Source organism: Kitasatospora sp. NPDC058184, assembly GCF_042883725.1.
Taxonomy (GTDB): Bacteria; Actinomycetota; Actinomycetes; order Streptomycetales; family Streptomycetaceae; genus Kitasatospora.
This window is the reverse complement of sequence record NZ_JBHVVE010000020.1, coordinates 40,995-53,380: the sequence shown is the minus strand read 5'-3', so window position 1 is coordinate 53,380 and position 12,386 is coordinate 40,995. Positions and strand designations below refer to the sequence as shown.

The following is a 12,386-nucleotide window of genomic DNA, read 5'->3' as shown; positions in this document are numbered from 1 at the left end:
GAACGCCGGATTCGGTGTACACGAGGACGGGAAAGGACGGCACCCCTGTTCAGAACACCATTTATGACAAGAATGGAAATGCGGTCGGCCATTTCGACTTCAAGGATCATAACTTTGGCGGACCTCACGGCCATGTGATTGATCCGCCAGGAACCCCAGGTGGTGGCCATGGTTCAAATGCTGAACATATCGATCCGAAAAAATTGCCTTCGGGCTGGAACCTGTGACCCCGGAAGTGAGTGAATATAAATGACCGGAATTCACCTTTCGACTGAATCTATTCCCGAGTTTCTTGGGAGATTTCTGGGATTCGAGGACGGCGTGATCTCTGGCATCTTCATCGTCCTTCCACGGGGCAATGAGGCCGGTCGGACGATCATGGTGGAGGTCCAGGCGATGGACCGGACGGATCCAGGGGGAAGGGGGGCGGCCGGCGGTCTGTTCGGGTGGAAGCTGGTGAGAATCGTCATGCACGGCATTAACGAGTACCGCCTTGCCGAGACTCGGGCGTATCCCTTGCAGGTTCTCTCGGATGGGCTAAAGGTCGGCAGTGTCGACGGATTCTTCGTCCTGGACCTGGATCCGGGGCCGGACGAGTGGTCGGCGCGGGCGATCCGTGATGAATCGAACAGCTATTCCAAGCAGTATGTTGTGTCGCGACTTTGTTCGTTCGAGGTTTTGGATGGTCCGTTCATCTAGAACCCGAGGGCCCGTGACCTCTCAGCGTGGCGCTTGTGCCAGCACGATGAGCGGGGCCCCTGCTGAAAGGGATTTCAGCCGGGGCCCTTGCGGTCGATGGGCTCAACTAGTTTCGAAAGCCGAGGCCTTGAGGCCTCGGCTTTTCTGTTGCCCAACCGCACCGGTTTCAAGGGAAGTTGATGTTCACCGCGGACAGCGAACGTCGGCAGATCCCAAACCCGGTCGATGCTCAGTCGGGTTCAAGTTCGTACATAGATGTCCGTAAGCGCTCATGGGCGCTCACCAGGTGGGCTCCCAGGCTGGTCCCCAAATGGTCCCAAGCCTCCGGATCCGCCTTCGTTGCCGTGAGTGACAACGATCTGTCGGTCCGTCAGCAAGACCCTTCTGTCGACTGCCGCAGCCCGTCACGCATTGCCCCTAGCCAGACGAGGTGATCCGGATGGATCAGGGTCATCGATCAGCCGCCCCACGGCCAGTCGGACCCGTGATCACTCTCCGGCAACGCGACAGCGCAACCACCCTGGAGCCAGCGGCAGCCAGCACCCCGGCCTGTCGCCCGGTGGAACGATGACTACGAGTCTCCGGCCACGTGCTTCCGGGGCGCCCGCCCCGGGGAGCCCGTCACGTTCGCTCCGTGCAGGATGGGCTACCAGGTGAATCCGCAGACCGGCTTCGTTGAAAGTGACGGTGGTCTTTCCGTCTTCGGCAAGGCCAGTAAGCTGCCGAAGTCCATGGTCCCGCATGAAGTCGATACGAGTTCGGTTCCAAGTACGCTCCGCGTCGAGCTGAGGGGGAAGCCGAGTAATGGGCACTATGAGGTTGGGCCTGCACCTGGAGTCAAACTGACTCCATCTCAGTTCGAAGTAGAGCTTTCGAAGATTAAGACGTTGAAGAGGTAGCGGGAGGCATCGAAGTGTTCGGCTCCTATGAGATCAAGTTCTCGACGGACCTCAACGGGTACGAGTTCGAGGTCGAGCGCAAGGGGAGGCTCTTCGGCGTTGAGGTTCGGGTCGGTGATGCTGTCTATGACCTGACCGTCTACGACGAGGAGCGCTTGGCGCAGGATGCGAAGGCGGCGGTTGAGGCCGGCCGGATCATGACTGCGGTCAATCTGCTGGTTATTCCGTCGGTGACCCGCGAAGCGATCGCAGAGGCTGTGGCGCAGTTGGCGAGGACTGGGTTCGGAAACCTAGCCCCGAGGCAGTAGCCGGATCGGTTGACGGAGCCTTTGGAAGGGTGGAGAAGAGGCGTTGACGTCTGTGGACAACGAAAACCCGATGATGCGACCAGTCGTGATCTTCGACTGGCGCGACGGAGCTCGTGAGGGCTTCGCTCGGCTGGAGACCAGGAGCGGGGTGTGGTGGTACTTCCGGACGCTCGCCACTCGGTTCGACTCGGACGACGTCGACCAATGCCTCTTCGCCTTCTCTGCGATCCCAGCAGATGATGCGTCGGTATTGGAGGATGAGTTTGAAGGCATGGTGGAGGGGGCGATCATCTGGCCCGGGAATCCAGGGGAGGTCTCGGCTCACGCCTCCGAAGTCATTGAACGGCTCTCGGTTGACGTTCGGCCGCCGTCGTTCGTCGGGCGGACGGTAGGGGCTACTGGGCACTGCGAGCTGTGGGAGATCTACAGGCGGTTCGGCTCTTCGGGCTGAGACGACATGACATATCTGATACGGCTCGGGGTTCTTTGGCGCCGGCCCGTTTCGGTTCGAAGGGGATTGCCAGGGCGGGGCGGGGGCCATCCACTTGGCAGTGATCGTATCCGTCACGGTTCTGGCCTGAGGTATCGCACGTCCGCTTCGGTGGCCTGTGCTCGACGTGCAGATTTCTGACCGTCAGTAACCGCGGTCCGTTTGTCCGGACCAGAGGTGGACCATAGTCTCCGGGGTAGCTCGGATCCGCTCGGGCTCGCACGACGGCTTGTTGATGATCACCCAACTCGGCGATAGCGAACCGACCTACTGGGCATGGTTTGCGACGCGCGAGGGATTTTGTGCAACTTGCCTGCGAAGTAGCTGACTTGGGTACGGCCGAGGGCCCGCTGTTGCGGCCTCGCTGCAATGACAGCCTGTTCGATGGGCCGAGGGCTACCACCAGCGCTTCGGCCTCGTCCACGTCGACTTCGCCACCCGGCAGCGCACCCCGAAGGCCTCCTACGCCTGGTATCGCGACCTGATCGCCGCCCACCATGCGAAATTCGGACGTTAGTCAAGGCCTGGGCAAGGGGGTGCGGGTCAGGATCGCGGCGGGGAAGGGAGTGTCGTCCGATCCTTGACGGCCATGGGAACTCCGCCCGCCTCCGCGCGCTGTCACCTGTCCTCGCCACCCGTGCCATCGGGTGACTACGATCGGTGAGGATTCCGGTCGACTGACGTACCAGGGAGGCCCGGATGGACGCGGAACTACCGGCGCTGCGGCTGAAGCTCTACATCGAGTCGCTCCAGGTCCTGATGCCCGAGCGGCAGTTCAAGCTTCTGATGGATCTCCTGCGCGGCTATGCCGAGCTCGGTGGTGGGCGGATCAAGGTGAAGCTGGACGCAGAGGAACGGGAGCTGTTCACACCCGCGGTGCAGCGCGAACTGCTCGTTCTCCTCGGCCTGCTCGGTGCCCTGGTGCCCGGACACGAGGACCGCGCCGACGGTGTGGTGGCCGACCTCGGCGACGGCGAGCGGGCCAAGGGGGTCATGTCGCTCGTACCGCCGGAGGTCGCTTCCGATCCGGCCCGCCTGCGGGACATGCGCGACCGGCTTGACGCCGCTGAGGGCCGGCGGGCGAGCGACCGCGCGACGGTCGAGGGGATCGCGGAGGCGAGCGGGATGGCGGGGACGGAAGAGAACTGATCCGAGCGCGTTCAGCTCTGTGAAACCTCACCGGCCGTTGCCGGAGCCGGGACACAGGCCTCCCCGGAGGCCCGGGCGCACCTGCACCAGCTGTACCTGCCGCACTCCGACCTGGCCGGTCGACAACCGCGTCGTCGGGCGTCGGCGCGTCCGCGTACTGTGATGCTCGGAAGACGGGGAGGGCAGCGGTTGCGCAGGGTGCCGCCGGAGATGTTCCGGTTCACGACGGGGGAGAAGGCCGAACTCTACGGTGCGATCCTTCAGGCCTTCGGAGCGGCCAACGAGCGGCTGGAGACCGCGCTCGGGCTGGACGAGGTCCGCACCCGGCTGCGGACGGTGGGCTGGCTCGATGCGATCCATGACGACGACCTCCAGGAGGCGCTGCGCAAGCTCAGGGAGTGGCAGCTGCTGGACGTCGTCCAGAACCACGCGGAGAACTACCGCACCGCCGAGGAGTACGAGCGCCGCAACCTCCAGTACTCGCTGACCCGACGTGGTGAGGCCGCGTCCGCCGGGGTCGAGCACGCCCTGTTCGTCCTCGCCTCGACGGGGGCGCTCCAGACGGCGGTGCTGGAGGCGATCACGGACCGGCTCGACGAGCTGTACGTCCTGCTGGGCGACTCCGCGTCCTCGGACCGTCGGGTCTTCACCACGCTGCAGGAGCTGGAGGGCCACCTGGAGGCGCTGCTGGCCAACACCAAGGCGTTCAACGGCGAGTTGCAGCGCCTGCTGCGCGCCGAAGGTGCGGACCTGGCGACCTTCCGCGAGGTGAAGGCCGCGACGGTGGCCTATCTCCAGGAGTTCCTCGTCAACCTCGACCAGCGGGGCCAGGCGGTCGCCACCGCCGTCGAGCGTGTGGAGCGGCTCGGGGTGAGCCTGCTGCACGCGCGGGCGCTGCGGGGCGCCGAGCTGCCGCCGGTCGCCGACGGCGATCCCGCGCCGGCCTGGCTGGAGCGGCGCCGGGCGCGCTGGGAGGGGCTCCGGTCCTGGTTCCGGCCGGCCGACGGGGCACGGCCCCGCGTGGAGCAGCTGCACGACGTGGCGCGGCGGGCGATCGTGACGCTCCTCCAGGTTCTCGACCGGATCACCGAGTCACGGCGCCGCTCCTCCAGCGCCGTCCAGGACTTCCGGGAGCTGGCCCGCTGGTTCGCCGCCGCGCCCACCGAGGACGACCTGCACCGCCTCTGGTCGGCCGCCTTCGGTCTGGGGTCGGCCCGGCATGCCCATCTCGCCCACCCCGACCCGGAGTTGGTGCCCTCCTCGGGCAGCTGGGCCGAGACCCCGCCGGTGGAGGTCTCGGCGCTGCTGCGCACCAGCGGCCGCACCGAGCGGTTCACCCGCACCGGGAAGGTGCGCGACATCGGAGGCATCAAGGCGGCCCGGGCCGAGCGGGCCCGGAAGGAGCGGGCCGAACTCGAAGCGGCCTGGGACGTTCTGGGAACCGACGGCCCGGTGCGGCTCTCCGACCTGCGCGTGCTGGACCACACCGTCTTCGAGCGGCTGCTCGACCTCCTCGGCCGGGCGCTGGCCGTACGACCGGACGCCGGCGGGGCACGTCGGGCGGTCACCTCGGACGGCCGCGTGGAGATCGTGCTCCGGCCTTCTCCCGAGGGCGGACGGGCCGTCCTGCGGACCTCCCACGGCCGGTTCGAAGGGCCCGACTACCTGGTGGAGATCCGGAGCCCGAGCGCACTGCGGGCGGTCGTCCGGGAGGACAGCGCATGAACACCACCAGGAGCGGCACATGAGCACCCTCGCCAACCAGCTGGTCCTGGCCGAGCGGCAGGACATAGCCCGAGGCATCAGACTGCTCCTCGGCCTGCCGCTGATCACCGAGCGCGGTGACCCGCCCGCCTTCGAGCTGATCCGCCGCCGTCAGGATCCGCTGACGAAGTGGTTCGACTACAACTGCGGCTGGCAGCTGGTGGTGGAGCCGCGCCTGGGGTATGCGCGTCTGCTCAAGATCCGGACCGTGCCCGACGCCTCGCGCCCCGCCCGTCGGCTGCGGTCCGGCAAGGCCCCGTTCGACCGCCGCCGTTACACGCTGCTGTGCGTCGTCGCGGCCGAGCTGCTTCCGGTCCCGGTCACGACGGTCGGCCTGCTCGCCGACCGGGTCGTCCACGCCTGTGCCACCGACGAGGCACTGCCGCCCTTCGACACGGCGAGCAGGTCCGAGCGCATGGCGTTCGTGGACGTGCTCAAGCTGTTGGAGGCCTACGGCGCGCTCCTCACCGTGGACGGCGTCACGGAGAGCTTCGTCGACTCGGCGAAGGCCAAGGTCCTCTACCGCGTGGACGCCACCGTCCTGATGCGCCTGCTCGCCGCGCCCGTCGGCCCGTCCCGGCTGGCCGTTCCGGCGCAGGACGTGCCGCTGCGCTTCGAGGAACTCCTGCGGGGCACGGTGCGCGAGAGCCGGTACGGCGGGGCCGACGCCTCCGACGCGCAGCGCAACCTCCGGCTCCGGCCCTCGGTGCTCCGGCGGCTCCTCGACGATCCAGTCCTGCACCACGACGAACTCGGCGCCGACGAACTGGCCTACCTGGCCTCGCCGACGGGGCGCCAGATCGTCAAGCGCGCCGCCGAGCAGGGCGGCTTCGTGCTGGAGGAACGGGCCGACGGCCTGCTGCTCGTGGACCCGGAGGCCATCGCTACCGACAGCCGCTTCCCGGACGACTCCGCGACGGCCCGCGTCGCCGCCCTGCTCCTGCTGGAACCGCTGACGGCCGCCCCGGACGGGCTGGCACCGGAACAGCTCGAGGCCGAGGCGAACACGCTGCTGCGGCGCTTCCCGCGGTGGGCGAAGGGTTACCAGTCCGAGGACGGCGCCCAGCGGCTCACCGCCGACGCCCTTCGTGTCCTCGACGACTTCGGCCTGGCCCGCCGGATCGGCGACCGCACCGTTCCCCGGCCCGCGGCGTTCCGGTACCGCACCACCGTGACCGACGGTCCCGCAACCTGACCAGGGAAGACCTCCGATGACCGTGACACAGCCACCGCAGAGCCCCGTGCCCCCGACGGCGGCCGCAGCCGTGCGATGGCGGCCCGCCAGGGCGGGCATCCTCAACGTCTGGCGCTACTACGACGAGACCTTCACCTTCCACAAGGGCCGGCTGCTCCTGCGGGGGCAGAACGGCACCGGCAAGTCGAAGGCGCTGGAGGTGCTCCTGCCGTTCCTGTTCGACGCGAGCCTGCGACCCAACCGGCTGTCCACCTTCGGCGGCTCCGAGCGCACCATGCACTGGAACCTGATGGGGGAGGGCACCACGGGCAAGACCCGCGTCGGGTACGTGTGGCTGGAGTTCGTCCGCGGTGACGGCGATCCCGGGTGGTTCACCTGCGGCGCCAGGCTCCAGGCCAGCGTGCACACCCCCGGTGTCACCGTCGACTACTTCACCACCGGCGCGCGGATCGACCGCCCAGGCGGTCTCTCCCTGGTCAACGACGCGGGCCAGCCGCTCACCCGCGCCGCCCTGGCCGAAGCGCTGCACGGCCGGGGCGAGTTGCACGGGTCACCCTCCGACTACCGCAACACGGTCCGCAGCACGCTCTTCCCCGGGCTGAGCGAGCAGCGCTTCGACGCCCTGATCACCGCGCTGCTCCAGCTCCGCACCCCCAAGCTCTCGGAGCGCCTGGATCCGTCGCTGCTGTCCTCGCTGCTCTCGCGGGCGCTGCCCCCGCTCGGCCAGGGCGAGATCACCGAACTGGCCGAGGGTTTCGAGCGCCTCGACCGCCAGCGCGAACACCTGAAGACACTGGACGACGAGGTGGCCGCGGCCACCGCCGTCGCGAACCAGCAACGCGGCTACGCCCAGCGCGTCCTGCGTGCCGGAGCAGCCGGTCTCATCTCCGCGACGACCGAGATGGACAGCCTCGCCCGCCTCGCGAGGGAGAGCGGGGAGGCGCACGCGGGAGCCGTGCGTGAGCGCGACGAGAGCAACCGGACGCAACAGGAACTCGAACACGGGCGGCAGGAGATCGAGGGCGCCATCGAGGGGCTGCTCGACTCCGAGGTCTACCGGCAGGGGCAGGAGCTCGACCAGCTCCGTCGTAGGAGCGAGCAGGCCGACCAGACCGCCGCCCGGGCCCGTACCGCCGCCGACCGGAAGGTTCGGGCGGCCGACGAGGACGCGGGGCGTGCCGACGATGCGCGGCTGCGTTCCGAACAGCGGGCCGAACACACCCGGGCCGCGCGCGAGGAGGCACGTGGCGCGGCGCGGCGAGCAGCCATGGAGTCCGTCTGCGCCGAGGTGCAGACGGTGCTCGGCACCGCACCGGGTCCGTCGGGGGAGAACGAGGAGCAGGGGCGTACGGCGCGCCGTCTGCTGCGCGGTGCGGTCGTCTCGCGGCACCACCAGATCGCCGACGTCCGAGCCGCCGTCGAGCGCCACGAGCGGTCCCTCGCGGGCCGGACGACGGCGGAGCAGCACCTCGATTCGGCGCGCGAACGGCTGACCGGGGCGACCGCGAAGCGCGAGGGGAACGCCCGCGCCTACCAGGCCGCCGTCGACGCCCACGCCGCCCTGTTGCGTCGTTGGGCGAGGGAGGACTGCGCGGAACTCTCGATCGACGACGCCGAGGAACTCGCGTCCAGTGCCGCCGTCGAGACTGATGTCCTCGTGCTGGTCGAAGCCGCGGCCCGGGCGGCGGAGAGCTCCATCACCGCCGACGAGACGACCGCGCGCGCCGGCCGGGACGACGCCCGCGCCGGGCGTGACCGGGTCCTCCGGGAACTGGAACGCATCGCGGCCGCGGCCGATCTCCCGCCGGTTCCACCACGGACTCGCACGGCCGACCGGTCGGCCCTGCCGGGGGCGCCACTGTGGCGTCTGCTGGCCTTCCGGCCGGACGTTCCGCCCGCCGATCAGGCCGGCGTCGAAGCGGCCCTCGAAGCGGCCGGGCTGCTCGACGCCTGGATGACCCCCGACGGCGGTCTCGTCGTCGCCGGGCACGACGTCCTGGCCGATCCGGCAGCGGCCGCGCCCGCACCCGGCCCCTCGCTGCTCGACGTCCTGGCTCCGGAACCCGACGGCCCGGTGCCGCCCGCCCGGGTGCGGCGGCTGCTCGCCGGTGTCGCCTACGGCCCCGCACTGACGACGGACCACCCGGCCGTCGTGGGCGCCGACGGAAGCTGGCGGCTGGCGATGGCGGTCGGCTCCTGGGCCAAGGAGGAGTCCAGCCACATCGGCGCCGCGGCCCGGGAACGCGCGAGGCAGCGGCGGATCGCGGAACTCACCACCGAACTGGCCGAGGCCGACACCGCCGTCGTCGGCTACGAGACGCGGCTGCACGCCCTCACCGACCGCCGGAAGCGCCTCGAAGCCGACCTCCGCTCCCGGCCGCACCACCGGGAGGTGGAGGAGGCCAAGGGCGGCTGGGACCGGGCCGAGTCCGAGGTGGGCGCTCGGGAGGACGCCGTGCGGGAGGCCGTCGAACAGCTCGCGCGGCAGGAGAAGGCGGTCGCGGACGCGCTGCGCACACTCGCCGTCGCCTCCGCCGAGCATGCCCTGCCGACCGAACGCGCCGCCCTGGACAAGACCGCCGCGGCCGTCGAAGCGCTGCGCGAACAGGCCGACGTCTGGCTCGACGCCCATCTCGCCTGGACAGCCGACCACCAGGCCTGGCACTCCGCGCGCGGCCATGCCGAGGCATCGAGGGGGGCCGCGACCGAGGGCCTGGCGGAGGCCGAGACCGCCGAGGCCGCCGCCCGTGGGCTCCGCTCCACGCTCCGGGCGGTCGAGAGCACCGTCGGTGAGGACTACCGCGAAGTGGCCGCCCGCATCAGTGACTTCCGGAAGTCCCTCGACCGCGTTCGCCGCGACCTCGAATCCGGCACCCAGGCACTTCTCGCGCTCGAAGGCCGCATCGGCGCGCTCGGCGCCACCGCGGCCCAGGACGAGGCCCTGCACGACAGGGCCGTCGAGGCCCGGAACGAGGCCGCCCATGGCTTCCGGCGCCTGTGCGTCCTCGGATTCCCCGAGGACGCGGGCCTCGGGCTCGTCCTCACCTCCGCGGACGGCACCCGCGCCACCCTCGAAGCGGCGCGCGAGACCGCTGCCGCGTGGCCCGACCTGCCGCACGGCACCAGGAACCTCGGTGACTCCCTGAACCGTCTCTCCGAGGCCGTCCACCGAGCCCGCCAGAGCCTCAGCAGCCGCGCCGACCTCGAGCTCGAAGCGGAGGAGGACGTCCAGGTCCTCACCGCCACCGTCGACGGCATCCGGGTCGGCGCGACCGGCCTCCTCGTCATCCTCACCGGTGAGCGTGACCGCGGTCAGGACGACATCACCGCAGCCGAACGCGGCCTCTTCGACCGGACCCTCACCGGCGACACGCGCCGCCACCTCGCCTCCCGGATCCGTCAGGCCGGTGAACTCGTCGAGCGGATGAACGGCCACCTCGAAGGGATCCGCACTGCCTCACGGGTGGCCGTCCGACTGGTGTGGCAGATCCACCCCGACCTGCCAGCCGGTACCCGGACGGCCCGTGAGCTGCTGCTCAAGGACCCGGCGCGGATCACCGAAGCCGACCGCGAGGCCCTCCACGCCTTCTTCCGGGGCCGGATCGAGGAAGCGAAGACCCGCAACACGGCGGCGACCTGGGAGGAGCAGCTCGCCGAGGTCCTCGACTACACGGCCTGGCACCAGTTCGTCGTCAAACTGGACCGCGCCAACGGCTCCGGGTGGCAGCTGCTCACCAAGAAGCTCCACGGCGCGCTCTCGGGCGGCGAGAAGGCCATCGCCCTCCACCTGCCGCTGTTCGCCGCCGTGGCCGCCCATTACGAGGCGGTGCCGGAGTCTCCGCGGCTGATCCTGCTCGACGAGGTCTTCGTCGGCGTCGACACCGTCAACCGCGGGCAGGTTTTCGGCCTCCTCGCGGCACTCGACCTCGACCTGGTGCTCACCTCGGACCACGAATGGTGCACCTACCGGGAGCTCTCCGGCATCGCCGTCCACCAGTTGATCACCGGAGGTGACGGCGACGACGCCGTCACCAGTGCCCGTTTCACCTGGACGGGCACCGACCTGCTGCCCGACGAAGCCGACGCGGAAGAACCGGCATGACGGACCGCCACCCCCTCGACCTCCCCGAGCTCCGACCCCTGTGGTCGGCCGTTCACGGCCGTCTCTCGACCGGTCGCCCCGTCAGCCGGGTACGGTCCGGACCACTCGACGAGGCGGGCCGGGAGGCACTGGCCGACCTCCTCGGACTCGACCGGCTCCCCGGCGCCGAACCGACGATCCCCCTCGCCGGGCTCGACAGTGCCGTGCTGGACGCCTGCGGCCGACCCGTCCGGGACGTGGTGGCCGCGATCCTCGGCCCGATCCACGACCGGGCCGCCGAGCGCGAACGGAAGACCGGCCAACGCGATGCCCTGTGGGCGTGGTTGGCCGACCACGAGGTGGTCACCGCCCAGCCGGCCCTGCTGGACTGGGTCGGCCACCTGCGGGCCGGCGGCCTCGTCGACGGCTCACCCGAGCGGACCCGGGGCCTCATCGCCGCGACGCTGACCGTCCTCGCCGCGCTCCCGGCCGGTGGTGAGCCACTACCGGTCCTCGCCGCGCGCCTCCTCGACGGCGACTCCCACGCCCTGGACGACGGGACCCGGCTCTCCTCCCTGGTCCTGCGGGCACTGGCGGTGCTGTACGGCACTGACATGCCCGAAACGGCCGAAGGGCGGCGCGCACTGTGGAGTCGAGCCGGCGTGGCCGACGACGAGCTGTCGGCCACCGTGCTCGCCGTCGGTCTCCGCCCCGGGGGAGAGGGCCCGGTGGCCGAGATCTCCCGGATCTGCGCCGGAGCGGGCCACCCCGTCAGCCTCACCCTCGCCCAAGTGCGCTCACCCGGCGAATTCACCGGTCCCACCGGACCCGTGCACATCACCGAGAACCCCAGCGTGCTCGCCCTGAGCCTGCGCCGCTTCGGCCCCCACTGCCCGCCGCTGGTCTGCACCTCCGGCTGGCCCAACACCGCCGTGATCCACCTGCTGCGCCGACTCGCCGACGACGGCGCGTCCCTGCGCTACCACGGCGACTTCGACGGCGAGGGCATCCGCATCGCGGCGCACGTCATGGCCAAGACCGGCGCAGCCCCCTGGCGGATGGCAGCCGACGACTACCGGGCCGCCGCGCCACGGGTTCCCTCGGGCCCCGACCCGGGGCGTCTGACGCCCGCACCGTGGGACCGGAGGCTCGTCGATTCCATGGCCGAACTGCGCACCGCAGTGGTCGAAGAGGTGGTCGCCGACCTTCTCCTCGACGATTTGGCAGACCACCGACACGGATAGAATGACAGCCTGTCCGACGGGCCGAGGGGTTCAATGCCGTCAACCCGGCGGACGCACCGCCGCTGCTCTGCCGGACCGTGATGCAGGCGCTCGGGCTGTCGGCCGCCGTGGTTCGGGTGCGGACCCGGAGCGGGCCGCGTGAGCTGGCCCCGCCCTCTCCGGCCTGCGCCTGCGAATCGATGCCGCCGGCAGCGCCCCCGGCGGTGGTGTCGGCGCCGTCGTCCGCGCCGTCTTCCCCGCGGCCGGGCGCCTGCTGCCGTCGAGTTGAGCGGGCCATCGAACGGTGTTTGCCTGGAAGGACAGGCCAGTAGAGGGCGCAGCGCGCTCGGACACACCGGAAACACCGGAAACACCGGAGACGCCCCGGGCCGGAGCGGGTCGGCAGGCTCGCCGATGCCGGGCTTCGGGCGGTGACCCGCCGGGTGCTGCGGTCGCCCGTGGAGCAGGAGGCGGCGGATGTCGCCGTGCGGTGAGGTCCGGTACTCGATCACCCGCACCCGGGACGAGTGGCGCGCGAGGCTGGTCCGGGCCTGTTCCCGGTGGGCGGACGAGGGGGC

9 protein-coding genes and 1 pseudogene are annotated in these 12,386 nt (G+C 70.3%); all 10 read left to right on the top strand.

Annotation, left to right across the window (positions count from 1 at the left end; all coding sequences use genetic code 11):
• The first annotated feature begins 14 nt into the window (after positions 1–14).
• The 10 genes and pseudogenes from ACFVXH_RS30755 (at position 15) to ACFVXH_RS30710 (ending at position 11,829) form a co-directional block, all read left to right on the top strand.
• Complete coding sequence (locus ACFVXH_RS30755; RefSeq protein WP_387829090.1) at positions 15–227, top strand: hypothetical protein; 213 nt, start codon at positions 15–17, stop codon at positions 225–227.
• A gap of 22 nt (positions 228–249) precedes the next feature.
• The gene (locus ACFVXH_RS30750) at positions 250–699 is read left to right on the top strand and encodes a hypothetical protein (protein WP_387829088.1); all 450 of its coding nucleotides are present in this window, start codon (positions 250–252) and stop codon (positions 697–699) included.
• 913 nt (positions 700–1,612) lie between these two features.
• Positions 1,613–1,906, top strand: coding sequence for a hypothetical protein (locus ACFVXH_RS30745; protein WP_387829086.1), 294 nt, complete (start codon positions 1,613–1,615; stop codon positions 1,904–1,906).
• Between the two features lie 85 nt (positions 1,907–1,991).
• Complete coding sequence (locus ACFVXH_RS30740; protein ID WP_387829084.1) at positions 1,992–2,357, top strand: hypothetical protein; 366 nt, start codon at positions 1,992–1,994, stop codon at positions 2,355–2,357.
• A gap of 424 nt (positions 2,358–2,781) precedes the next feature.
• A pseudogene (locus tag ACFVXH_RS30735) lies at positions 2,782–2,913 on the top strand (family 1 glycosylhydrolase); the annotation flags it as partial.
• Between the two features lie 182 nt (positions 2,914–3,095).
• Positions 3,096–3,545 carry a hypothetical protein gene (locus tag ACFVXH_RS30730; protein WP_387829082.1) on the top strand — a complete coding sequence of 150 codons (450 nt, stop codon included), beginning with the start codon at positions 3,096–3,098 and terminating at the stop codon, positions 3,543–3,545.
• A 210-nt stretch (positions 3,546–3,755) separates the two neighbouring features.
• Positions 3,756–5,270 (top strand): TIGR02677 family protein, encoded by a 1,515-nt coding sequence (locus tag ACFVXH_RS30725; protein WP_387829080.1) that lies wholly within the window; start codon positions 3,756–3,758, stop codon positions 5,268–5,270.
• Positions 5,271–5,289: 19 nt separating this feature from the next.
• Positions 5,290–6,504, top strand: coding sequence for a TIGR02678 family protein (locus ACFVXH_RS30720; RefSeq protein ID WP_387829078.1), 1,215 nt, complete (start codon positions 5,290–5,292; stop codon positions 6,502–6,504).
• Between the two features lie 16 nt (positions 6,505–6,520).
• On the top strand, positions 6,521–10,606 hold the full coding sequence (locus ACFVXH_RS30715) for a TIGR02680 family protein (protein WP_387829076.1): 4,086 nt from the start codon (positions 6,521–6,523) through the stop codon (positions 10,604–10,606).
• Entirely contained in the window at positions 10,603–11,829 is a 1,227-nt protein-coding gene (locus ACFVXH_RS30710) for a TIGR02679 family protein (protein ID WP_387829074.1), read from the top strand. Before ACFVXH_RS30715 ends, ACFVXH_RS30710 begins: the two co-directional genes overlap by 4 nt.
• Positions 11,830–12,386 lie beyond the last annotated feature (557 nt).

Coding starts and splice junctions, on each gene's coding strand:
- ACFVXH_RS30750 (WP_387829088.1), top strand. CDS start 250: ATGACCGGAATTCACCTTTCGACTGAATCTATTCCCGAGTTTCTTGGG.
- ACFVXH_RS30730 (WP_387829082.1), top strand. CDS start 3,096: ATGGACGCGGAACTACCGGCGCTGCGGCTGAAGCTCTACATCGAGTCG.
- ACFVXH_RS30725 (WP_387829080.1), top strand. CDS start 3,756: ATGTTCCGGTTCACGACGGGGGAGAAGGCCGAACTCTACGGTGCGATC.
- ACFVXH_RS30720 (WP_387829078.1), top strand. CDS start 5,290: ATGAGCACCCTCGCCAACCAGCTGGTCCTGGCCGAGCGGCAGGACATA.
- ACFVXH_RS30715 (WP_387829076.1), top strand. CDS start 6,521: ATGACCGTGACACAGCCACCGCAGAGCCCCGTGCCCCCGACGGCGGCC.
- ACFVXH_RS30710 (WP_387829074.1), top strand. CDS start 10,603: ATGACGGACCGCCACCCCCTCGACCTCCCCGAGCTCCGACCCCTGTGG.